The sequence below is a fragment of the Humiphilus diazotrophicus genome (assembly GCF_059726315.1).
Genome location: NZ_AP040870.1, coordinates 4,933,449 through 4,957,240, shown reverse-complemented (window position 1 = coordinate 4,957,240; position 23,792 = coordinate 4,933,449). Strand labels below are relative to the sequence as shown.

Annotated in this window: 15 protein-coding genes; 7 read left to right on the top strand and 8 right to left on the bottom strand. The window is 50.8% G+C overall.

Going from position 1 to position 23,792, the window contains the following annotated elements:
* Window positions 1-70 precede the first annotated feature (70 nt).
* From AC6I7T_RS20705 to AC6I7T_RS20690, 4 genes are all read left to right on the top strand, one after another.
* Window positions 71-676 carry a sigma-70 family RNA polymerase sigma factor gene (locus tag AC6I7T_RS20705; RefSeq protein WP_497789477.1) on the top strand — a complete coding sequence of 202 codons (606 nt, stop codon included), beginning with the start codon at window positions 71-73 and terminating at the stop codon, window positions 674-676.
* The gene (locus tag AC6I7T_RS20700) at window positions 633-3,521 is read left to right on the top strand and encodes a protein kinase domain-containing protein (RefSeq protein ID WP_497789476.1); all 2,889 of its coding nucleotides are present in this window, start codon (window positions 633-635) and stop codon (window positions 3,519-3,521) included. Before AC6I7T_RS20705 ends, AC6I7T_RS20700 begins: the two co-directional genes overlap by 44 nt.
* 114 nt (window positions 3,522-3,635) lie before the next feature.
* Window positions 3,636-4,424, top strand: a complete 789-nt coding sequence (locus AC6I7T_RS20695) for a hypothetical protein (RefSeq protein WP_497789475.1) — start codon at window positions 3,636-3,638, stop codon at window positions 4,422-4,424.
* Between the two features lie 690 nt (window positions 4,425-5,114).
* Window positions 5,115-6,542: a M48 family metallopeptidase gene (locus AC6I7T_RS20690; RefSeq protein WP_497789474.1), complete on the top strand. Its 1,428-nt coding sequence runs from the start codon at window positions 5,115-5,117 to the stop codon at window positions 6,540-6,542.
* Window positions 6,543-6,579: 37 nt separating this feature from the next.
* On the opposite strand, the gene AC6I7T_RS20685 is transcribed toward AC6I7T_RS20690, so the two are convergent.
* The 3 genes from AC6I7T_RS20685 to AC6I7T_RS20675 all read right to left on the bottom strand — a co-directional run bounded on the left by AC6I7T_RS20685 (window position 6,580) and on the right by AC6I7T_RS20675 (window position 10,854).
* The gene (locus AC6I7T_RS20685; protein WP_497789472.1) at window positions 6,580-7,518 is read right to left on the bottom strand and encodes an ATP-binding protein; all 939 of its coding nucleotides are present in this window, start codon (window positions 7,516-7,518) and stop codon (window positions 6,580-6,582) included.
* Between the two features lie 166 nt (window positions 7,519-7,684).
* Entirely contained in the window at window positions 7,685-7,966 is a 282-nt protein-coding gene (locus tag AC6I7T_RS20680; RefSeq protein WP_497789471.1) for a hypothetical protein, read from the bottom strand.
* Window positions 7,967-9,063: 1,097 nt separating this feature from the next.
* The gene (locus tag AC6I7T_RS20675; protein ID WP_497789470.1) at window positions 9,064-10,854 is read right to left on the bottom strand and encodes a CocE/NonD family hydrolase; all 1,791 of its coding nucleotides are present in this window, start codon (window positions 10,852-10,854) and stop codon (window positions 9,064-9,066) included.
* A 437-nt stretch (window positions 10,855-11,291) separates the two neighbouring features.
* Here AC6I7T_RS20675 and AC6I7T_RS20670 point away from each other — a divergent pair, with 437 nt between their 5' ends.
* Together AC6I7T_RS20670 and AC6I7T_RS20665 are read left to right on the top strand one after the other, a co-directional pair.
* Window positions 11,292-12,728 carry a C45 family autoproteolytic acyltransferase/hydrolase gene (locus AC6I7T_RS20670; protein ID WP_497789468.1) on the top strand — a complete coding sequence of 479 codons (1,437 nt, stop codon included), beginning with the start codon at window positions 11,292-11,294 and terminating at the stop codon, window positions 12,726-12,728.
* A gap of 39 nt (window positions 12,729-12,767) precedes the next feature.
* Window positions 12,768-13,322 (top strand): AAA family ATPase, encoded by a 555-nt coding sequence (locus AC6I7T_RS20665; protein ID WP_497789467.1) that lies wholly within the window; start codon window positions 12,768-12,770, stop codon window positions 13,320-13,322.
* 96 nt (window positions 13,323-13,418) lie between these two features.
* On the opposite strand, the gene AC6I7T_RS20660 is transcribed toward AC6I7T_RS20665, so the two are convergent.
* The gene (locus AC6I7T_RS20660) at window positions 13,419-13,589 is read right to left on the bottom strand and encodes a hypothetical protein (protein WP_497789466.1); all 171 of its coding nucleotides are present in this window, start codon (window positions 13,587-13,589) and stop codon (window positions 13,419-13,421) included.
* 336 nt (window positions 13,590-13,925) lie between these two features.
* Here AC6I7T_RS20660 and AC6I7T_RS20655 point away from each other — a divergent pair, with 336 nt between their 5' ends.
* Window positions 13,926-15,041 carry a 4Fe-4S binding protein gene (locus AC6I7T_RS20655; protein ID WP_497789465.1) on the top strand — a complete coding sequence of 372 codons (1,116 nt, stop codon included), beginning with the start codon at window positions 13,926-13,928 and terminating at the stop codon, window positions 15,039-15,041.
* A gap of 478 nt (window positions 15,042-15,519) precedes the next feature.
* Here the strand turns inward: AC6I7T_RS20655 and AC6I7T_RS20650 are convergent, their stop codons facing one another.
* The 4 genes from AC6I7T_RS20650 to AC6I7T_RS20635 form a co-directional block, all read right to left on the bottom strand.
* Entirely contained in the window at window positions 15,520-17,046 is a 1,527-nt protein-coding gene (locus AC6I7T_RS20650) for a sulfatase (protein ID WP_497789464.1), read from the bottom strand.
* Window positions 17,047-17,165: 119 nt separating this feature from the next.
* Window positions 17,166-18,563, bottom strand: coding sequence for an arylsulfatase (locus AC6I7T_RS20645; RefSeq protein WP_497789463.1), 1,398 nt, complete (start codon window positions 18,561-18,563; stop codon window positions 17,166-17,168).
* Window positions 18,564-18,928: 365 nt separating this feature from the next.
* A complete protein-coding gene (locus AC6I7T_RS20640; protein ID WP_497789461.1) occupies window positions 18,929-20,500 on the bottom strand; it encodes a carboxylesterase/lipase family protein in 1,572 nt (523 codons plus the stop codon).
* Window positions 20,501-20,817: 317 nt separating this feature from the next.
* A complete protein-coding gene (locus AC6I7T_RS20635; RefSeq protein WP_497789460.1) occupies window positions 20,818-23,775 on the bottom strand; it encodes an FAD-binding and (Fe-S)-binding domain-containing protein in 2,958 nt (985 codons plus the stop codon).
* Window positions 23,776-23,792 lie beyond the last annotated feature (17 nt).

The window sequence follows — 23,792 nt, the reverse complement described above, 5'->3', positions numbered from 1 at the left end:
ACTTCCCACAATTGTGGTCTCTAAAATGCAACACCAGTGTCAGCAGGGGCCTCCAGGAGAAAAATCGCTCATGAGCGCCACAACCCCACAACAGATTACTGCCCTATTAATGCAATGGAGTCAGGGCGACGAGCATGCTCTTGACGAGCTCACGCCTCTTATCTATAAGGATTTAAGGCGTTTAGCCTCCTATCTGCTCCGTGGAGAACGGCCACAACACACTCTGCAGCCTACAGCACTGGTAAATGAGGCCTACCTGCGGCTTGCCATTGACAACAAAACTCCCTGGCAAAACCGCAATCATTTTTTTGCCGTGGCAGCACGCGTCATGCGCCACATTCTGGTCGATTATGCCCGCTTCCATCAACGTGCCAAGCGTGGAGGCGGTGTGACTCTTCTGCCCATCGACGAAGTTTTTGTCTTCGCCCCAGAAGCTTCCTCCGACCTGCTTGCATTGAACGACGCATTAGATCGCCTTGGCCAGTTGGACCCTCGTAAAGCCCGGGTTGTAGAGCTTCGTTTCTTCGGTGGCCTCACTGTCGAAGAAACAGCTGACGTGCTTCAGCTTTCCCCCAATACCATTCTTCGCGATTGGAATATGGCCAAGGCCTGGCTAAAAAGAGAGATCAGCAATGACGAACATGCAGCAGGCCACAAAGCGATGGAAGCAAGTTGAAGATCTTTTTCATGCAGCATTAGAACTTCCCCAGGAAGAACGTCGGGCTTTTCTTTCCAAGGCTTGTGCCGAAAATCCAGACCTGGAGCAAGAAGTCCTATCGCTCCTTGAAAACTATTCGCCAGACCAGCCACTCATACCCTCAATTGACATGGACGAGGCCCGCGAAGCTGTCGCAGGCAAACGGCCACGCTTTGCGGAAGGCGCTCAACTGGACGACTACATCATCCTCCGCCTGCTCGGTGCGGGAGGAATGGGTGAGGTCTATCTGGCACGGGATACCCGTTTGGGCCGTAAGGTAGCGATCAAGATCCTGTCCAACCTCTATTCCAAGGACGTGGATCTGTTACAACGATTGAAAACCGAGGCACAGACAGCTTCGGCCCTCAATCATCCCAACATCCTGACCATCTTCGCCTTCGGCCAGACAGACGGGCTGCAATATATCGTCAGCGAATATGTAGAAGGCACTCAACTTCGGGAATTGATCGGCACTCTTGACAAGAACACCGCAGTTAACTACGCCGCACAGATTGCCCATGCACTCGATGCAGCGCACTCGGTTGGCATTATTCACCGTGATATCAAGCCGGAAAATATCATGGTTCGCCCCGACGGCTATATCAAGGTCCTTGACTTTGGTCTGGCAAAGTTTGTGGGAGAACTCCCGAATCAGGGAAATACTCTTCATGAACGCATCAGCTCAGCCGCCCAGAACACAACTCCAGGACTCCTGATGGGAACCATCAGTTACATGTCTCCGGAGCAGTTGAGGGGACAAAAGCTCGATGCCCGAACCGATATTTGGAGTTGGGGAGTTGTCTTTTATGAGATGCTTGCGGGCCGTAGCGCCTTCTCAGCGGATACAACCTCGGACGTCATGGTTCGCATTCTCGAGGGCAGCCCGGAACCACCTTGCAACGACAAAAAGATCAATTCCATCCTCTCCTGCGCCTTAGCGAAGAAGCCTGAAGAGCGCTATGAAAACATACATCAAGTAGTCGATGACCTGACCCAGGTCAGGCACAACAAAACCACTCTCCAGCCGCGACCGGGACAATTGCCACAGAGGCATTCCCCTGCATCCCTGGCACGTCCGAACAAAAGCGCCATTCTGATGCAATGGCTGATTTGGACTGGACTAGTAATTATGCTGACGCTCGCCGGGGTTGGAGTATTCCGCTTGTATGAAGGCATGCGAGATAAGCCGTACCACGTAGACAGTATCACGCGGCTTACTACTCTGGGAGATGTCACCTATGCCGCCATCTCAGGAGACGGCGCATATGCGGCTTATTCAGTGGGTGATAGCTCCAAACAATCTTTGCATATCCTTCAGATTGGCACAAATGCCGATACCGAACGACTGTCGTCTATATCTGGTCAGTATTCGGGAATGGCCTTTTCACCTGATGGCCGATTTCTCTATTTTGTGAGGCAAGAAGGTGGATTCGGCACTCTTTATCGAATGCCGATGCTCGCAGGTCCACCGCAGGTTGTGGCCACCGATGTGGATTCACCTATCGCATTTTCCCCCAATGGCCAGCAATTTGCATTCATAAGGTTCGACCCAAGTCATGGCCAAGACAAAGTAATTATCCATTCAACAGAAGACAATACGGAAAAAACCGTCATAACCGTTATTGCTCCGCGTTATGTTGATTCTCCTCCTGCTTATTCCCCTGACGGAGGTTCTATCCTTTTTTCAATCTATGACGGTTCCATTCAGACAGCTCAAAAACTCTGTTTTTGGGCTGTCCGACTACGTGACAATCATATTGAGTACGGGCATCCACTTTCCTGGGTTAATACCAGCCGTCCAATCATGTTGACCTCCAACCAGGTCTTAATTGCAGCTCAAGACACTAAATCAATTCAGCGCCAGATCTACGAGCTCAACTGGCACACGGGAAATTCACACCTACTGACACAAGGGACGTGGTACAGAGACCTAGTCTCATCAGCTGATAATAAGGCCTTTATTACTACTCAAGTCGAGCGTTCGGCAGGAGTATGGCTTTTCCCTATAAGGGGCAACATCCTCGCAAAAAAATTAACACACTCAAACGGCAGGTTTTTTAGCATAGCTTGGTCAAAGGACGAAGGTGTAATCGCGCAAACCGAGTCAAATGGCTTATCTAATCTCTGGCGATTTAATACGAAGTCAGGATCTGTCGAAACCTCCCCAGAGGGCTCCGGTACAGATGAGCCACCAATCAGCAATCCTCATAGCCCCTATTTAGTCTTTGTTTCCAATCGTAGTGGTTCATATAGAATCTGGCGTTCGCTTAAGGACGGCAGTGAACCTCGTAGATTAACGTCTGAAGACGCAGAAGAATCCGCACCAGCTTTTGCTCCTGACGGACGCTCAGTGGTTTTCGGTTCTAGTAGAAATGGCCAATGGAGTCTGTGGAAAGTATCAGTCGAAGGAGGTAAGCCTATTAGGCTGACTCCATTTCTCAGCCATTTTCCGGATATCTCACCCGATGGAAAGTGGATTGCCTGCGTATACGCCGAAAATGGCAAGGAAGCATGGAAAGTAGCAGTACTAGAGGCTTCTAGTGGAAAACTGATGGCTACTTTTCCTTCAATTCCCATCCCCTCAACTCTACGAGCACATCCAGTCCGTTGGTCACCGGAAGGTGGCAGTCTTATCTATGTCGTCACGCAGGATGGGGTTTCGAATTTTTGGGAGCAGTCGATTCATGGTGGACATCCACATCAATTGACGCATTTTGAGGAAGAGCGGATTTTTGCGTTCGCTTTATCGCCAGACAGAAAAACAATCGCATGCATACGCGGTGGAGAACTCATAGATGCGATTTTGCTTCACGGATCGAAATGAATTAACTGTGAAATCGTGATTATTCAATAAAGAATCTCTGGTGGTATCGATGACATTAGAAATCCTGAACTCATGGACTATAGAAGTTCCAAATCAAGATATGGAGAGAATTTGATGGCAACACCCACTTCTACCTTACAGTCAATTTGCAGCGGTAGCTTGGTTCAACTCGGCACGGCAAATGTATTTGAACCTATCCTCTCAGAAACTGGAGTGGCTATCGCAACGGGCACTGCTTATGCTCCAACTCATGGCTTTGCCGCCAACGATGATGGTTCCACCGGACATGGCACACCCACTTTACCGGGGCCCAGTGGCGCAACCGGCACCGTACACCCGAATGGCAGCACTGGCCATGGTACTCCAACGCTGCCCGGCCCTAGCATTTCAACGATGCCTGAAGCTCGAAACTTAGCACGTCCGAATGGTAGTACGGGACATGGAACCCCGACACTACCGGGCCCTAGCATCTCGGCAACGCAGGATAACTCGGATCAAGCACGCCCTAATGGGAGCACAGGGCACGGCACGCCCACTCTGCCAGGACCAAGCCTAGCTGCTATTACACTTCCAAGTCTTACGATCGGTCAGATCATGGCAATGGGTGGCATTCGTAGTGCGAAGCAATTGGCTTTTCAGATTCAAGCAAAAGCAGACCAAAAGCTGCCCTCAGCATTTGCTGTTCAGGTTCTCGCGGGTGACGACCAGGTTGTTTTTGAAACACATATGACTTCCTTCCATGAGCATGGAGTTGGAGCCAAAATTACGGTTGGATTCGACGACGAAGCAGCTAAGGAAGCAGCGTTGCATTTTGCACTACAGAATTATTTGCGGGTAGTAACCAAGAGCGAACACGACCTCAATAAGATTCAGTCGGTTATTATCGGCAAGCGCAACAACTAAATCAGTGCCAACCTATCTCCCCCAAGAAATCATCTTGAGAGAGGACCTTCTTAATCGGAAGCTCCTCTCTCCAAATTCCTTCAGCAATCAAGTGGTCAAACCTGCCGCTCTTCAGCAGCATTCTCCTCATGGTATAGACACGAAGAGCCATATCTGCAACCGAACTACACTTCGGAATTTAGCTTTGCGCTAATACTGAAATTGAAAATTTATACTTTTATACCGCTCCGTTCGCGAAGACAGAGCACCTCGCTCTCCGTAAGGTAAATTCCTCCGACTACTGATGCGTAATATCTTCCCGCCTCCGGCAATCTTAATACAGATACAAATGGCCTATGTTAGCTTTTCTACTATTTAATCGTCATCAATAACGTAATCTTTAATACTGTCCTACAAGAGAACAATTCTCGTAATTCGTCTCAAATAACTTATTTATTTGCCCAATACCCCCTCTCGAAAGTGCACTAATTTGTCGTACTTTGCTATGATTTGTCTATCTAGAGCAACTTAGTCTTTCCGGAGCCGATCACGATCAGCCGAATTCCTGCTGTGCTGCCTTCTACTCGACAACAACAACGAATAGAAGCCGTCCATGCAGGAACAGCCTATTATCCCCCCTTCGTTCTCAAGGTCGACACCAAGGACAGACTGCACTAGTTGTAGTTATTTTTTGAGCTAATGAGGCTTTTGATGCGGCATTTATCTCCTTGGGTATATCTACTTCTACTTTTCACCTCTACTTTCTGTGCAGCAAAAGAAGTGAAGATTCATGGCTTCGTAACTTCCGTAAATTCACCTACAAACTTCCAAATTGACGATTATGCAATAACAAGTGACATCAGTCTTTCGTTTGACGTAGAGAAGGACAATTCCGCAGATGCAAAAGACTCCCCAGAGGTATTCAAGCTGGAAGATATTCGCGTCGGAACAGAGCTGGAGGTTAAAGGAGAATTCAATGAATCGACTAAAGCCCTAAAGGCAACCTCACTCAAAGTCTTTCTGGAAGATACAAGAAAGGTAAAGAGAACCGCTCTATTGGAAAAAGCTCCTAAGCTGGAAAAATCAGGTACAGCTTGGAAAGGAATGCTTTTCGCAGATGGGCAGAAAGTAAGCATCGCCGAAACTACGGTCGTCACGTTCAAACCGAGCAAAGAAGAAAAGAAAGCAGCCAAGAAAGAGAACAACGATTCCGACGGAAATGCACTTCCTTCAGTAGAGGTCCTGAACCTCGACACCTTTGTTCACTATGAAGGTACGCGCCAAAAGGACGGAAGTATCCTGGCAACTAAGGCAGAATTCCAGCATGCCGAACTGGCGGACGGTGAAGCCAAAATGTGGAAGCATCTTACTCCTCAGGTCAAGGAGGCAAACTACCAATCGTTTAAACCGGGACAGCTGAATGTATCTAACTCCAAATACAAACTCTTCCCCAATAAAGATGCTCAAGATTATATCGAGAAATTCGGCCAAAGCCTGATTCCAGCTCATCAGCGTGAACTTCCGAACGAAAGCCCGCTGAAGATACCTTTCAAGTTCTACCTGATTGAGGACGATAGCTACAACGCATCGGCTTTTCCCAACGGAGTCGTAGTAGTGAACACTGGGGTATTCGATGTTGCTGAAAATGAGGCTCAGCTGGCATTCGTCCTCTCCCATGAAATCAGCCATGCCATTGAAAAACATTCGTGGAGAGAGCAGGAATATCACAAAGGGGCATTTACAGCTCTCCGCATTGGAGGAATGATTGGTTCCTATTACGGCGGAAGATCTGTCGGCGATATGACCAAGATGGTTGAGTCGGGATTCCGAAACGGATACTCTCGATCACTGGAAAACCAGGCAGACCGGGTCGGAATGGCATGGATGCTAACTTCAGGCTATGACATTCGCGAAGCTCCGCAGGCTTGGAAAGCAGTCTCCAAGAAATACGGGGATCGACCGACAAGAGTCTTCTGGGACAATCATGACAACAACACGACGCGCCGTTCTTATCTGATGGCCGAAATTCGGAACAACTATTCCGATCTTGATTATTCGACACTAAAGAAGGATAGCGACGAGTTTCATCGCATTGCCACTATCGTCAACGATGCATCTAAAAACAAAAAACACAAATAGTAGGACAGTGGGCTAGGGCAGTATCGAAAATGCTGCCCTAGCCCACAACTACCCGGTCGATAGCAGTCTCCAGAATCTCGTTCGTAAAGTAAAGATCCTTGGCTTGATTACTACGGCGTCGATAAAGTGCCGCCGTCTCACAGAGAACCACGATATCTTCTATTTCTGCGGGGTTCATTACTTCTTCAAGAATCCGCGCACAGAACTGATCCTCCGATAATCCCTGCAGCTGAAATCCGCGCTTCTGAGATTCAGTCAGGTAAAAACGCACCACCTCAGCAAGAACACGCTGTGCATCTTCATGAATTTCGCGGCGATTCACATGGACAACGTCCGCCCCCGGCAAGGTAAGCTTAATGCCGAACATATTGTCGAGGTCGCTATCCGCTTCGAAGGCAACGGCCGTCGCAATCACCAGTACGTTTTGCCGCTCGGAGGTGGTTTCAATCACCGCATCCAACTCCGACAAAAGCTCCGGATCGCCTTCCTTGTAGGCCAGATCAATGCGAGGCAGCAATAGCATCACCTTTTGCCGTTTGTAGCCACGGACAAGACTCTTCGCTTTTGCTAAAACATCCGAATCGCGCGGGTTATAGACGGTAATGATTCTTTCCATCCCTGCCAATTGAGCAATCCGTTGAGCCAGACTCTTTTTCCCGCTCTGGCTGGGACCGATGATGAGAACCTCATTACCGATCTTCCGTTCCTGATAAACATCCGGATTGCGGGCACGATCAACAAGGTCCGCAATGGAATCGAGCAACTTCCCCACACCTGCAAGCCGTGGATGCAGGCTACTGACAGGCTGATCCTCCAGACTCAGGCTGATGCGTTCTTTGCGGCCCCGATATTCGGAAACAAATTCGATAAATGCAGGTAAGGCCGCTACCGATCCAACCACCGTAGCAAAGACGAGCAACTGTTCCGTGATCAGAAGAGCCGATTCGCCGCTGTCACTCCCGAACGGATTAAACATAAGGAAGGATAGCAAACCCCAAATACGCGTTTGTTAAAAGAGTCTGCGCCAACAGCACCCCAGGGCATTGCTTGCATAGATATACACTCACGAAGAATGGCGAAGTGCAGCCTTCTCCCCCAGCAAACCCAAAACAGGTTTGCCGGGGATCTGAACGAGAAATGCTCTATAGGTTTCCCTGCTCGGCTTGAGCTTCCGGGATTAGCAAAAGCTCCCCAAGATACTTGGTAAGAGTGATTAGAGATCCGGGGTGTTCACGACGAATATAGGCCAAGGCCTCGTCGACATCCCTAGTGGCGACACAGAAATGAGTCCTCCACCTCTTACGTATTTCCGGCTCAATGTCTGAAGATATCTCCGGATAATATCTCATCCTGAACTTATAGATCTTGTAGACCTTGCCCCTAGGGAAGATGGCATGATTCAAACACACCAGATTCTTTTCCATTAAAACCTGCTCCTCCTACAACAAAGCTGCAAGCCGGGAGGAAGACGCACCTGTCCCAGCTTCTCCTACAGAAGAGAACAACTGCCCGGCCCGATTTCCGGAAACACGAATCCTCGGACTCTGACGGGAGCCCTAGTAGTCGCAAAATGGGCGAATTTTACCGCTCTTTAGGAGAAGAACGGCCTCGTACGTAGGGGGAAAACTGGCGTGGGAATGGGGTTGGAATAGATTGAAACAGCCGCTCGGCTTGTAGCCGGGGTAGAGAGTATTTAAAGTGGTAGACAACCATGATGAGCTCCTCTGTGTTAGGGGCTTGTGTGGCCAGGGTCGCGTATGGTGTTCTAGCACCTGCGCGTCCCGCTTCAATAAAGTTTCCTAGGGCCGGATTCCGTCGTGAAACGTAGAGTCCGGTTACTAAGATGCGCTTATCATAACATCTCTGGCAGATCGAGTTAGCAGATTTATTTGCCGATGTCACGGGTTACATCAGTACTCAAAGAGGCAGGCATTTATGAACCGAAGGAGTGAGAACGCCCACACGACAGCTGGCCTGGAGGCCTAACAATTGTCCACAAGATGAATTGTGAAAGTACAGAATAGAGCTTCTATGCTCCAACTCAGCACATCGCCCCGGAGGGGCAAATCGACAATTGCCCAGCGCGGAGTCCGCTTTGCGAACGGGAGCGCTGGGTTAGCTTACCCCCAAATCTCCGCCCCGTATGGTGGCGGAATGAAATCCTCCACAAATCGTAAATAAGAAGAATGTGACAAGAAAAGCATGGGACAAGAAGTTCGAAGCACTAACCATAAATTGGAGCCCCAAACCATGTGCTTAACTCCAAAGCTGTGGCTGTCCGATTCGCTTGGGTTACCGAGAATGTCTAAATCCTTTCTGGGAGAAAAACTTTGCGGCAGGCCTAAAGGCCAGCCCTGACACACAGCAAAATAGCAAAGCACCAAAAGTTTTTGCTCTTCAATTGGCAATCCCCCATACCTCGCACCATTTGTGGGTAATTGTTAGGTCTGGAGCTGTTCACGCTTGTATGTTTTCGGGTATCCGATTCTGGTTTGAATTGGATACCCGGGTTTGTTTGTTATTACTTAGAGGATGCAACGATAGGAAGGATTAACGCCGAGGGGTGTTGCGCATCGTGATAAATGGCATTGGTGGCCTTAACCGACCTGGTCCCCGACTTAGCATCTTCTCCGGTATTCAGATTGCGATCGAAACGCGGGAAGTTGCTGCTGCTGATCTCAACCCGCAGCTGGTGTCCCTTCAAGAAAACATTGCTTGTCGACCATAGATCGATCTTGAAGTGATAGATCTGTCCAGGCACCAGATTGGCAGGCTTTTCCTGCGAATCACGATACTTTGCACGAAGAATGCCTTCTGTCAGATTCTGGACAAATCCGTTCGGCCATACATCTACCAGCTTTGCGGTGAAATCCGTATCCACGGCAGAAGACTTGGCATACAGATCGAGGCTTACTGGGCCAGTAACCTCTGTGTCCTTATCGAAGGCTTCTGTCGAATAAACCAGGACATCCTCTCGCTCTTCTACTTTGCGTTGATCCCGAGGCCCTGGAGCCAGATGGCGGGCATCGCAGCAGAGCGGACCTCCAGTGGTTGGCACCGGATTCATGGGATCGTAAGTGTATTGATCAAGCGCTTCGGACTTCGGAGTGCTTATCGAAAGTGTCCCATCACCCGCCGCCGTATTGGCTTTCCCTCCAGAATGTAGGAAATACTTTGTCTCATGAGCGTTGGCGAGCGGCCATTCCGGCTCATCTCTCCACACATTGTTTCCCATGACGAAAAGCTTCACCGGTTTCTCGGTAGCAAGCTCATTCTGGATTCCCTTGAAAAGATAGTCATACCAGCGGAGGACCACGGATTCTTCGTCATATTCTTTAGCAGCTTGGCCGAAATCCACTTCTCCGATCTTTCGACCAGCCCCAGCGTGGCCGCCAATTGTAACCAGCAGACGTTGATTCTGGCGGGCTGCAGGACTACCCGCACCAGCCTTCATTCCCAGATAATTGCGGATTGAGCCGCCCTGGAAGATGTCATACCAGGCGGCAACGGTGAGTGACGGAACCTGAATATCGCCATAATGCTCTTCAATCGACCAGCGCTTCCAATACTCGTCATATTGAGGATGAGCAAGCCAGTCGAGGAAGTATGGTGCAAACTGCCCAGCCAACTCAGAGGAGCTAGGAGTACCGTTGAAGTTATAGAGAGGGTACTCGGTTAGAGGAAGGACCCGGCTTCCCTCCATCGCATTGCTTGCTGTCTGCAAGAAGCGATCCACGGTATTGATCGCCAGACCTGAGGTCCACGACTCATCGAACCACTGCTCGAAGGCACCGCCTTGGTACGTCCAGCCGTCGTGATAATTACTGGCCGTAACTACCGGGCAGATTCCAGCCAGATGCGCTGGATGAGCGATAGCAGCAAGCATCTGCGTGGCCCCAACATAAGAGCCTCCAAACATCCCTACCTTGCCATTGGAGTACGGCAGACTGCCTGCCCACTCCACTGTATCGAATCCGTCCTGCGATTCGTGCAAAAAGGGATACCAATCCCCTTCGGAGGAGAACCGGCCGCGCACATCCTGGAAGATGACCACATATCCTTTTGCTGCCGCTCTCACCCCGAACGGAACGCCATTGTCCTTACTATAGGGAGTTCGTTGCAGCAGAACGGGAAATTTCCCCGTGGCCGTCGGGCGATAGATATCGGCATGCAGAATCGTGCCATCCCGCATAGGAACGGCTACACCGCGCTCTACCGTGATCTCATAAGATTGTTGCGCCCAGGAATGAATTGTTCCCAGCCAAATCAGCAGAGCCAATAAAAAAGGTGGCCTCACCAGAGTTCTTTTCATGATCAAGAATCCTAGAGCATTTCTTGTTACGGTGTACACCGAAGGGGCAGAGGCTGGTGCAGCCTAGAGCATTTCCCGCCTAGACATAGAACACCAGTGGCCTGAGAGAGCAAAACCTGCGATTTCTCCGGGTTTCTATTCCCCTCTGGCCTTACAATGTGTAGAAACTCCAGGCTGCGGTTGAAGCCGCGCCCGTCCCTCGGTTTTCGCTGCACATAACTGTAGTACCAGAGCCTCTGAACGCTTTAGAGCATTTTTCGCATAGGTACAGACTTGCTGGCGATAGCGAAGAGCGGCTTTCTTTAGCGGAAAGCCGCATAAGCTGTTGTGACTTGGTCTACTTCTTTGCGAAAAATGCTCTAGGGGTGACAGCATTTCGAAACTCCGTCACCTTCAATCTTCGTTTTGACGTCTTCCAATCTGTCGGAGAAGAAAAAATGACCTTACGTTTTCGATCTCTCTTCCCTCTTGTTGTTGTTCTATTGCTTCTAAACGCCTGGGGTGTCCTCTCGGCAGAGAAATCCACGAGCGACCAAGCGGCACGTTTAGGTAAGTCTTACCGCTTCGAACGTGCTCACTGGATCTACGTGCATCTAGAAGGAACTCCGGCCAACATCGGATACCAGCATGGATGGCAACTTGCACCCGAAATCGAAGATGCACTGAAAGCCTTCCGACTGGAAGATACGCATCGCACCAAACAAGACTGGAGCTTCTTCCGCAAGACTGCCCAAGAGGTTTTATGGCCTCATATGGATGCTGAATATCAGCAAGAGTTACAAGGCATTGCCGATGGGTTGCAAGCCCGCGGAATCAAGGCCGACTTGTGGGATGTTGTGGCGTTGAACGGCATGGAAGAGGTTTCCGACTACTACCTTCCTACATTAAACAAGCAGCAACAATCGGAAAGTGCTCCCAAGCTGGCGGCTCCCGGCAATTGCAGTGCGTTTGTAGCCACCGGAAGCTGGACCAAGGATCACAAGCCTGTGATTGCTCACAATAACTGGACAAGCATCGTGAACGGAGCAAGGTGGAGGATCGTCTTTGACATTGTTCCGGAACATGGCCAGCATCTTTTGATGGATGGCTTTCCGGGCATCATCGCCAGTGACGACGATTTCGGTATCAATGCAGCAGGTCTTATGGTGACGGAAACAACCATCACCGGTTTTTCCGGATTCGATCCTAACGGGAAACCTGAGTTCATGCGGGCACGTAAAGCGCTGCAGTACGCAAGCTCCATAGATGAATACGTCAAGATCATGCTTGAAGAGAACAATGGCGGTTACGCAAACGACTGGCTGCTGGCCGACAACAAGACTGGCGAAGTCGCCCGCTTCGAACTGGGATTGAAACATCATCGGGTATGGAGAACCAAAGATGGCTATTTCGAAGGATCGAACTTTCCCAGCGATCCGGATTTGATAAAGGACGAAACTAATTTCGATCCCAACGATTCCGCCAATTCCCCCAATGCGCGAAAGAAGCGTTGGGAACAGCTGCTTACACAAAATAAGGGAAAGATCGATGCAGAACTCGCCCAGAAGTTTCTCGCCGATCATTGGGACACCTATGAGAACCGTGAGAACAGAGGAGAACGAGGTCTCTGTGGACATATCGATGTCGCCGCCCATGGAGTGCCCGAATGGGAATGGCCGCCCTACGATCCTGCCGGAGCAGTAAATGCAAAAGCTGCCGACTACAGTCTGGCAAAGCAGATGTCATTCCGAGCACGCACAGGACATCCATGCGGTGAAGATTTTATCGCCGACACATTTCTGAAAGCCCATCCCGAATTTGAATGGCAGCGTCCTATCCTTCCGGATATGAAGGGAAATCCCTGGGCAGAGTTCAAGGCGGGAGACAGGAAGTAAACATCCCGGGCAAAGAGGGAGAGAACGGAATAACAATTAATGAAGAGGTACATCTTAACGGGAGCTCCGGGCTCTGGCAAAACTGCAATCCTTCGGCAGCTCGAATTCGACGGCTACAGCGTAGTTGAAGAGGCGGCTACAGATCTGATTGCACTAGAGCAGGCAAAGGGCATCGATGAACCGTGGAAACAACCATCCTTCATCGACAATATTCTCCAGCTACAAAGCCAACGATACCGTCAAGCTTCCTCTTCAAGCAGCAAGGTGCAGTTCCATGATCGTTCTCCGGCCTGCACCGCTGCTTTGGCTGCTTATCTTGAGTATCCGACCTCGGAGCTTTTATCCCAAGAATTGATGCGTATTAGAACCGAGAGGGTCTTCGAACGAGAAGTCTTCTTTATCCGGAATCTGGGTTTTATGACCAATACGGAAGCTCGAAGGATTAGCTTCGAAGAGTCTCTCCGGTTCGAACAGATACACGAAAGAATCTATCGGGATCTTGGGTTTGAAATCGTCGCAATAGAGCCAGGCACAGTCCGCAAGAGAGCAGACGAAATCAAGAACTACATCCGTAATGTTATCCAAGCCAACTAGTCAGAAACTTTTCAGGCCCTTATATGAGTCAATGTACAAGGGGCACGGCTAAATGCCGTGCCCTTCCTAAACTCACGTCTCAATTCAACAGTAGAGCTAACCCTTTTTCGGTGTCTTCCCCGGAACATTCTTTCCGGATTTTGCCGGATGTTCACGCTGATGACGAGCGACAGCTTTGGCTATCGCCTCTGCCGAAAGTTGACTGTGGTTTTCACTGTGCAGAACATCGCTAGTTGGAGAACTGTTTGATATTGGCGCTACGGCCATATTTCCTCCCTCTGTTGAGCTGGAATGGATTGCAGCGGGTCTGGACGGAAGTGCAACGCTATCTTCCAATAGCGGGAGGCCTGCCAATCGGAAACCAGCTCCGATGGCTTATGGCTAAAATGCCTGGGCAAATTAGCTATGTCTTAAGCATAGTCCGTTTAGAAAGAGTCGGAACAAAAATGTTCAATTCGTCCATGGGAAGGAGCAATGCGGGACCCATTCGTGAGGTGGTATCTTTCTGATTCTTCACTCTTTCAGAAAAACCGGACTCACGTGTGACCTAAGTCCTATCCGATGTGACCGAGGAGTATCTACCTTACCCAATGGAGAACTCTCGTGTCCGAGACATCGAAAGAAGCCGCCACACTCACTACGGACCGGACCGAACCCGGTACTCTGCGCGAACACAAAAAACCACTCGTTCGTCGCTCTCAGCCCGACCGCTCACAGCAAATCCGGCATATCGTGCAATTTGCTTTCCTGGCTCTTAATCTCTGGATTGCGATTGAATTCCTCTTGTGGACTCGCTTTTTTGAAAGTCAGGGAACAACTCTCTATGTTGATCGCCCTACGGGAGTCGATGGCTGGTTGCCGATTGCAGGACTCATGAACCTGAAGTATTTTCTGGCTACCCATCATGCCCCGGTGATTCACCCGGCGGCCATGGTCCTGACAATAGTGTTTCTGCTCTCTAGCCTTCTACTGAAGAAGACCTTCTGTTCATGGCTCTGTCCGGTTGGAACCGTCTCAGAATATCTTTGGAAATTTGGTCGCAAGCTTTTCCGACGCAATTTCTTAGTACCTCGCTGGCTCGATATTCCACTTCGTGGGCTGAAGTATCTGCTGCTGGCGTTCTTCCTATTTATCGTCGTCAGCATGTCAGCCGAAGCACTCAATGCTTTCATGCTGACGCCTTTCGGAATCATTGCCGATGTCAAGATGCTCAATTTCTTCCGGAATATGAGCGCCATCGGAATTTTCGTTATAACGATTTTCGTTTCATTGTCGGTCTTTATTCAAAATTTCTGGTGCCGTTTCCTCTGTCCTTACGGAGCGCTGATGGGAATCGCATCCAGTCTGAGCCCGGTAAAGATTCGCCGTGACGCCGATGCCTGTATCGATTGCGCGAAATGCTCCAAAGCATGTCCTTCCCATTTACCTGTCGATAAGCTGGTCCAAATCCGCTCTGTCGAATGCACAGCCTGCATGGAATGTGTCGCCAGTTGCCCGGCGGAAAATGCACTTCAATTTGCGTTACCGCCCCGTTCGAAAGAAATTACGTCAGCACGCTGGGCAGGACGTTCGCTCACGCCTCGCGTAGTTGCCGCCGTCTTGGCATTCCTTTTCTTCGGGTTGATCGGCATAGCCCAACTTACCGGTCATTGGAAGACAAATGTCTCGCGAGATATGTACATGCAGCTAGTCCCACGCGCCAACGAATTTTCGCATTAGAGGATTTTCCGCGTCGGTGACCGGACAATTGCCTACAAGCTGAATTGTGCAAATACTGGATAGGGGCAGTCTCCATTTCTACTCGCGTTGTTCCTACAGCGCCAGAGCATCCCAGAGGGATGCTACGATAGCAGCCCCGGGCGTAGCGTAGCGAAACCCGGGGTAACGGACAAAGAGAATATTTTGCCGCCCCGTATGGGTGCGGCACGAAATCTCGCCCCATCCTGCAAAATAAAATTCGTTCCGCACCTACGGCGCGGAGGTCCTGTTTGTTTTGCGCTCCCCGGGTTCCGCTACGCTTCACCCGCGGCTATTCTCTTGGCATCCCTCCAGGATGCCTTCAAAGTAATGGCTGCAAACTCCGTGAACCATCGAAACTTTGCTTGATATCTCGAATTGAAATCCCCCACCATTGTAAAAAAGAAGAGCAATATTCGTTCCCGCTCAGCGAAGATAGCGCACACGATCCTTCCGTATATCAGACGGAATAGCTGTATGCAGAAATCTGTCTGGATAACTCACGACGAATCTGTTGATACTTTGCATCCTCTGCCAGGTTTTTAAGTTCCATCGGATCTGCATAAACATCGAAGAGCATGGCGCCATTGACTGCGTCTTTGCCAAACTCCGCATAACGCCAGCGCTCGGTACGAATCGCTGTTCCGTGAACATTCGATCCATCTTCGCTCCAGATGCTGTAAGCGGGATGATCCCAATCGGAGCGTGGATCGTTAAGCAACGGAACCATACTGTGTCCTTCAACTTCCGTTGGAACATCGAGCCCACAAAGCTCGGCTATGGTTCGATAGACATCGAGCGATTGCACGATCCTGAGGCAGGGACGGCTGTTCCCCTGAGCATTGGGTGCATGAATAATAAGAGGAATCCGGGTTCCGTTTTCGAAAAGAGATCCGGCCTTTGACCATTTCCCTTTTTCTCCAAGCTGATATCCATGATCGGCAACAAAAACGATTACCGTATTCTCGCGTAGTCCCAGAGAATCTAATTCCGCAAGCACTCGTCCAAGGTTCCAGTCTACCCAGGAAATTGAAGCCAGGTAGGCTCGGATCACTTCCCTCGCCTCATACTCGGAAGCGCCTCGCCCGATAAAGAGATCTGCGTTGCGCATGCGAATAGCCGCCGGTGGAAAGCCTTCAGGAACTGTGGGCCAAGCAGCAAAATCAACAGGCAATTGAATCTTCGCCGGATCGTAAAGATCGAAAAACCGCTTCGGAGCCGTCGGCGGACTGTGTGGCTTTGAAAAGCCACATCCAATAAAGAAGGGCTTGTCTTTACATTGGCGAAGATACTTGATCGCACGATCGGCAACGAGATAATCTCCCGCACCCTCTCCATTCCCATCTAAAACGAGAATTTGATCGGAATGTGCGGCCCGTTGATTATCTCCAGACAAAACGGGAAGCACACCATTCGGCTGGGGAATTTGCACTCTGGGAATCTCGAGTCTCTTACCCGTTTGGGTGGGGTGTAACGACTCAGTCTCTCCGTCAAAATCCGTCCAAGCCTTCGGGTCATCCAGTCCCCCATGGAAGAGCTTGCCGCTGCGGAGAGTTGTATACCCATGTTCTCGGAATAACTGAGGTAAGGTGATCCAGTCAGGATGAAGATTGCGTACACCATCGCGATTTCCCAGAACTCTTGTAGCAAGTGGCGGGCGTCCCGTAAACAACGAAGCCCGAGACGGATTGCACAACGGAAACTGACAATAGTTGCGGTCGAAGCGGACTCCGCTGGCACCAAGCTTATCGAGATTGGGACTGGAAACATTGAAACGGCTTCCATAAGAGGCCAGTTCCGGACGCATATCATCCGACATAAAGAAGAGGACATTCAGCGGACGCTTGCGCACCTGTGCAGCAGGCGCCTTTTCCGGAAGCATTGCTGAAGCAGGAACAGAGCTGGAAACCGTCGTAGCAACTGCGGCAGTAGCAGCCTGAATAAGAAAGGAACGACGGGAGGGTGTGAGGTTATCTTCCTGTCCCATAGGCTATATTCCTCCTATTTCGCAATTGAGCTTCTAGTTATGATCGAGAAGCAGGAAAGAGTAATTCGTTCCCTGCTTCTCGATGTTATTACCGGCAAAATTGTTGCCCCTCGTACAAGCTATGAGGGATCGGGATATTCCTCCGAAGGCACGTGCGCGCTTGCTACATACTGCTCGACATGAGCAAGAACATCCGGATGCTGTGAAGCAATATTCTTCGTCTCCGAGGGATCGGTCTGTAAGTCGTAAAGCTCAAAGGGGCCTGTACGTTTGTGCCGAATTGCCTTCCAGCGTCCCCAGCGAACAGCTTGCTCAAAGACCGGTTCGTAAAACTCCCAGTACAAGAAACGATCCGGAGTCTTTTTCTTTGGCTGGAAGAAAAACGGTACCAAGCTGATGCCGTCGGTCTTCTCCTGCTTTGCGCCCGCAAGTTCGAGCGCCGTGGGGAGAAAGTCCGGGAAATATACCGGAGTGGTCGAGGTCGTGCCAGCTGCGATGTGATGGGGCCAACGCACAATCAAGGGATCATGAATTCCGCCCTCGTATACATCGCGCTTATAGCCCTTAAAGATTCCATTGGAGTCGAAGAAGTCGACTACCTCTGTCTGCTGAGGTGTCGGTTCCGAACGGGGACCATTGTCTGAGGCAAAGAAAACAACCGTATCTTGATCGATGCCGTTGCTCTTGAGGCTCTCAATGATTTGCCCAACGCCGCGATCCATGTATTCGATCATGGCAGCGTAAGTCTTTTCATCGTCGCTCCAAGACTCCTTGGCGTAAGAACCGAAATCCGGAGCCGTGTAGGGACTATGCGGACTGGAATAGGCAACATAGAGGAAGAAGGGATTCTGCTTATTCCTCTGGATAAAGTCCTTGGCATCATCCGTCACCATGAAAGTTTCATAACTCCCGCGTTTCCCATCCTGGTTTTCGGGAATGTCGCGGAGAGTCTCATTCTCATAGCGTTGCGAGGGATAGTACCCTTGCGTGCTCTCAGTTTGCGTTAGCCAACCACGGAACTCATCGAAACCATGACGTGTAGGAATAGCTTCGGGATCATAACCATCAAGGTGCCACTTCCCTACCAGACCAGTGTGATATCCGCGCTGATGGAGATAATCTGCTACCGTTCGATCGGCATTCGTAAGATTCGCGCGCCGTATCTTATGCTTTCCCTTGTTGCCGATATGCCCACCGGCAAGAGCAAAATTGTCGCGAACGCGGGTATGTCCAGTGTGCAGACCGGTCATTAGTGAACTTCTGGAAGGAGCACAAACGGGTGCTCCGGCATAAGCCTCTTGAAAGAGCAAACCCTCTTTGGCCAAACGATCGATGTTAGGAGTGCGAAATTTCTTCTGCCCATAGATCGCAGGATCATTGATCCCCATATCGTCAGCCAAGATGAAAATGATATTCGGTGGACGCTTAGTCGAACGACCTTGTACCTCCAGAGCTCCAATTGCTGCCGTGGCAGCTGCCGACCAAAGAAATCTTCGCCGAGACAATACTGTAGACATCTGCGATTACCAAATTCTCTTTCTGCCATTCTTTCAGAAAGTGGCAAGTTACTAATAACTCCGGAATCATCCGAAAACGAAAAACCCGCCTACAAGAAGCGGGGCGCATATCGCTTGATTTGAGGACCTGTGCCTACTCAAGGCAAAGACGCTCCACTCCGTTATCCGCCCCGCAAACATGCAGCGCAGGAATAAGAGTAGCTAAATTCACACATGGAAGATTCTCACGGGAGATCTTTCATAGTCAACAATTTTTGAAAATATTTCAATAGAGGAAGAAGACCAAGACTCTTTATAGGGACAGGGAAGAGGTTCTGCCATTGCCCGTGTGCAATCTTAAGCAACTGCACACGGGCAGAGATTCTTTAAACTTCCCACTCCGAGGGCCCGAGCAACATCCCGTCCCAAAGCCGTCGCTCGGCGTCCTGGGGGAGATCTTCCATGTGGCTCTTCGTATTGAGAATCATGGTCGAACGACGAGCCGGTGTATATCTTCCCCAAGAGGGCAGTCCATTTGCCGACGGGGCCTCTCCGCGAAGAAAGGCAACAAAAGCGCTATGTATCTGGGAGGCGAGAGCTGCGTCCGTCGAAACATCCGGCCCCTGTTGTTCGGGTCTATTCCAGATCAGGTGCACATCCCCGGCATGAATTGCCTGCCCATGGAAACGGCCGCTGCTTTTGCCATAGTCAATCCGATACATCCATACTTCGCCTCCACCTTGAGCAAAGGATTCGGCAACTCTAACAGAGGGGATCCAATACTCTTCCGCAGTAACGGCTCGGACCCGACGCTCTGGCGGAGACATCTGAGGATAGACATCCGGGTACTTTGCCAAGACTCGGGTAAAGCTACTTAGTGGCACATTTCCCAAGTCTGCTGGACCAGGGTCCTCCTGAGGCTTCGGTCCGAGAAAGAAAGCACTCTCATCTCGATTTGTGCCGATCAGCAACTTCTTGTTTTTGGCATGACTGGCAACTCCGGAGAGCGGATTACGAGGAAGGAAAACACCGTCAGCTTGTGAGCGAATTGGAAAGTGTATGGGCCATGATTTGAGGAATTTGTTTTGTACTTCGATTAGCTGTTCCGCAGGAGCTGTGCGCAGACTCATGCCAGCCCCGCCGGTCTCCTTCTGCCACAGATTTCCAAAGCCTCTTCCGACTTTCAAGGAGGTCTCCAGGTTGAAGAAGCGGTCAGCTCCACCGCTGACACAGACAGCTTGATTGAACAGCGGCTGAGCCTCTTCACTGGCGAGCAGCAGATCGGTAAGTTTGCCACCTGCGGATTGCCCCCCAATCGTCACACGCGTTGGGTCTCCGCCAAAAGCCTCGATATTCCGATGTACCCAACGCAAGGCCATCAGCAAATCGCGCAATCCATTATTCGCACTACCGGCAAACTCCTGTCCCAATAATGGCGAGACATCTAGAAAGCCCAGAACCCCAAGGCGATAGGCGACGGTTACAAGCACAATGTCTTCTTGGGCAAAAATGCTGCCATCATACATCGGCTCCGTAGCACGCCCCCCAAGAAAACCTCCTCCGTGAATCCAGACAAAAACCGGATAGGATCCCTTCTTCTTCGGCGCCCAGATATTCAGATAAAGGCAGTCCTCGTTAAGGGCAACTCCAGTTATCGGCTTCTGCATTGGAGCCGCACCAAATTGCGTCGCACTGTGAACTCCCGACCAATTCGATACGGGAACAGGAGCGTGAAAGCGAAGATCTCCAATCGGGGGACGCGCAAAAGGAATGCCGCGGAATGCCGCAACCTTATCTGTTGCCGTCCCTTGAAGAGCTCCGTTTTCAGTAAGAACCTTGATCGAATCCAAGCGGCTTGCTTTTACGGAGGAGAATGGCAAAGTGAAGGCAAAAGGCAGTGCGGAAGCCTTAGCGGCATACTGCAAGAATGAGCGACGCGATAATTTCTGTGTACCCATCAACACATCTCTGAACAACGTTCTTGTCCCCATAAAATGGCAGGCATCGGCTCTACGTACTCTCAGCCGACACTCGCAGCTTTGTTCTTAAAGCATTTCCCGAAATACTGTGAACTTTCCAAATCAGGTGAAGAGCGGCTTTCATTCCACCCCAGCAAACCAAAGATAGATTTGCTGGGGGCCCCGGCCTTTGGCGGAAAGCCGCGCCAACTTCTATTGCTTCGGTCTATATCTTTTCGGGAAATGCTCTAGTGCTTGCAAATTTATCTGACAGTCTACAGCTGCAATGCTCATCGAGACAAACGCTTGTCCGCAGTTTAGAGATCTGAAGAAATGGCCGATACAGGCCTTTGATCTGTCCTAGTTGACCCCGTCCGATTCAGGAGTAGAACCTCGGCAAGGTGCAGAGGCCGCACTCCAGTATTCTGGGAGACTTGTTCACAGCAGCTAAATCCGTCACTCACAATGACGGTTCCCGTCTCCGCTCCTCTGACAGCAGGAAGCAACACTCGTTCAGCTAACTTCTGCGAGATCTCAAAATTTGCTTCTTCAAAGCCAAAGGGACCGGCCATGCCGCAACATCCTGAATCGAGCAACTCAACTTTTGCGCCAGTCGCCTGAAGGATTTTGATCTCATCCTGCATTCCCATTAACGCTCGGTGATGGCAATGTCCATGCACAATCATCTTCCCGTTAATTGCAGGAGGTTGATAATCGGGGGCGTATCTCACCAGAAATTCACTTAAAAGCAGGGTCTGATCGCGCAATCTTTGAGCGCGGGGATCATGAGGAAATAGATTCGTCAGCTCATCGCGGAAGACCGATGCGCAACTTGGCTCCAGAACAACAATCGGAGTTCCTGCGGAGAGCTGCGGTTCAAGCGCACACATAACCTTCAGGAGATATCGCTTGGCAGTATCCAACATCCCAAAGTCATAGAGAGGCCGTCCACAACAGAGATGTCCTTGCGGCAAGGAGACACGAAAGCCTGCTGACGTTAATACCTCATAAGCTGCCGACATTGTGGTTGGATGGAAGTAGTTATTAAAGGTATCCGCCCAAAGAAAGACCTCCTGTCCGCTGGACGACATTCTCTCGCGCTGCTTACTCAGAAACGAGCTGGCGAATCGTGGTAATTCCCTTTGAGGATGAATATGCAGCGCAGCCTTGATTGCATGGCTAAACAGGGGAAGCCTTGCCAAGGCATTCGCGATACTGGGTGCTGTCGAGGCGATCCTAGCCCAGCGATCGATTCGGGCGAAAGCGTAGTGAGCCAAAGGTCTCAGTCGCCCTTCATAGTGATGGGCCAGAAACTCCGACTTATAAGTCGCCATATCAACGCTGACAGGACACTCACTTTTGCATGCCTTGCAGGAGAGGCAGAGATCGAGAGATTCCTTGACCTGGTCGTTTTTCCATTGCCCCGGAAGCACTTCATTCTGCATGAGCTCCCAGAGGAGGTGAGCTCGGCCACGGGTAGAGTACAACTCCTCCCCGGTAGCCATAAAACTGGGGCACATAGTACCGGCATCCCGTTTACGGCAAGCTCCCACACCGACACAACGCAACGCAGCCGATGCCAAAGAACCACCATCCTCTATTAGTGCAAAGTGTGTCTTGGGCTGCCACGGTCTATAGTCTGCACCTAGGCGAAGGTCTTCATGCGGCTCATTCGCATCGATCAGTTTCCCGGGATTCAGTCGATTGTCGGGATCCCACAATCTCTTAAAAGAACGAAAAGCTTCCATCAACTCCGGACCGAACATCTTTGGCAGGAGAGCGCCGCGCGATTGCCCGTCGCCATGTTCGCCGGATAGAGAGCCACCGTGTGCAAGAGCGATATCGGCTGCCCGCTCCATAAATTCCCGGAAGCGCAGAATTCCGGCCTTGGTTTCCAGATCAAAGTTGTGGCGCATGTGTACGCAACCTTGACCGAAGTGGCCATACATGGGGCTGTGGTAGCCGAACTCCTGCATGAGTTTGGAAATCGCACGCAGATAGGAACCAAGCTTCGACGGTTCGACGGCTGCATCTTCCCAACCCTCCCATCCGGTTCCTCTTCCCGGGACAAAAGCCGTTGCCCCCAGCCCCGATTCCCGGATGTTCCAGACGCGACGGGCCTCTTCGCTGCTATAGATTCGAGTGGAGGGTCTGGTTGGCAGATCTCTTAGAAACGACAAGAACTGTACTGCCTGCCTATCGGCCTCCGATTGGCTGGAGGCTCCGAATTCAGCAAGCAGAAATCCGTTTCCCTTGGGCAGTAATTCCAAGTCGTCCAGAGACTTTTGTTTCCGGCGTAACGCATCCAGAAGATCTCCATCGATGCCTTCCAGCCCTATCAGAGGATGAGTCAGAATCTCCGGTACCGCATCAGCCGCAAGGAAGATATCCGCGAAACCCACCCCCACAAGGGTCCGATATTGAGGGCTCTGAACCAGACGTAACGTCGCGCCCAGAATGATCGCACAGGTTCCCTCACTGCCAACCAGCGCACGAGCAACATGGAAGCCGCGCTCGGGAAGCAACTCGTCCAGATTGAATCCGGAAACGCGTCGCGGGATCTGCGGAAAGCCATTCCTCACTTTATCCGCATACGCATCGCGAAGCTGCCGGAGTCCCGCATAGATCGCACCGGTCCTACCTCCGGCAGAGATAATCGATTCGAGCTCCGCATCGGAGGTCGCACCAACCCGCATCCGGGTCCCGTCATAAAGCAGCAAATCCAGGGAGACAATATTGTCTACGGTCTTGCCGCCCATCAATCCGTGGACCCCGCAAGAATTATTCCCAATCATCCCGCCAAGGGTACATCGGCTATGCGTTGCCGGATCGGGAGCGAAAGTTAACCCATATCCTTCAGCAACATCGCGCACGCGGTCCAGCACCGCTCCTGGCTGCACCCACACGGTTTTGTTCTCAACATCGACGTCTCCGATGCGGTGCATGCATTTGGAAAAATCCAGTACAACGGCAACATTGCATCCCTGCCCCGCAAGACTCGTTCCTGCGCCTCGGGAGAGAATCGGCGCGCCGAATTCGCGACAGAGCTCAACCGTGGCAATGACATCTTCTTCATCGCGAGGAATAACCAAGCCAATAGGGATATGGCGGTAGTTCGAAGCATCCGTCGCGTACAAGGCACGCGATGCATCATCGAAACGAACTTCTCCACGGATTTTTTGACGAAGCTTTTGTTCCAGATCGCGCGCTCCCGGAAAGCTTTCCCGCGAGCGCGCGTGAGAACTAGGAAGAAGAACAAAAGGGGTTTTGGACATTCGCTTGCTTCTTCTTG

Coding starts and splice junctions, on each gene's coding strand:
- AC6I7T_RS20705 (WP_497789477.1), top strand. CDS start 71: ATGAGCGCCACAACCCCACAACAGATTACTGCCCTATTAATGCAATGG.
- AC6I7T_RS20700 (WP_497789476.1), top strand. CDS start 633: ATGACGAACATGCAGCAGGCCACAAAGCGATGGAAGCAAGTTGAAGAT.
- AC6I7T_RS20695 (WP_497789475.1), top strand. CDS start 3,636: ATGGCAACACCCACTTCTACCTTACAGTCAATTTGCAGCGGTAGCTTG.
- AC6I7T_RS20690 (WP_497789474.1), top strand. CDS start 5,115: ATGCGGCATTTATCTCCTTGGGTATATCTACTTCTACTTTTCACCTCT.
- AC6I7T_RS20685 (WP_497789472.1), bottom strand. CDS start 7,518: ATGTTTAATCCGTTCGGGAGTGACAGCGGCGAATCGGCTCTTCTGATC.
- AC6I7T_RS20680 (WP_497789471.1), bottom strand. CDS start 7,966: ATGGAAAAGAATCTGGTGTGTTTGAATCATGCCATCTTCCCTAGGGGC.
- AC6I7T_RS20675 (WP_497789470.1), bottom strand. CDS start 10,854: ATGAAAAGAACTCTGGTGAGGCCACCTTTTTTATTGGCTCTGCTGATT.
- AC6I7T_RS20670 (WP_497789468.1), top strand. CDS start 11,292: ATGACCTTACGTTTTCGATCTCTCTTCCCTCTTGTTGTTGTTCTATTG.
- AC6I7T_RS20665 (WP_497789467.1), top strand. CDS start 12,768: ATGAAGAGGTACATCTTAACGGGAGCTCCGGGCTCTGGCAAAACTGCA.
- AC6I7T_RS20660 (WP_497789466.1), bottom strand. CDS start 13,589: ATGGCCGTAGCGCCAATATCAAACAGTTCTCCAACTAGCGATGTTCTG.
- AC6I7T_RS20650 (WP_497789464.1), bottom strand. CDS start 17,046: ATGGGACAGGAAGATAACCTCACACCCTCCCGTCGTTCCTTTCTTATT.
- AC6I7T_RS20645 (WP_497789463.1), bottom strand. CDS start 18,563: ATGTCTACAGTATTGTCTCGGCGAAGATTTCTTTGGTCGGCAGCTGCC.
- AC6I7T_RS20640 (WP_497789461.1), bottom strand. CDS start 20,500: ATGGGTACACAGAAATTATCGCGTCGCTCATTCTTGCAGTATGCCGCT.
- AC6I7T_RS20635 (WP_497789460.1), bottom strand. CDS start 23,775: ATGTCCAAAACCCCTTTTGTTCTTCTTCCTAGTTCTCACGCGCGCTCG.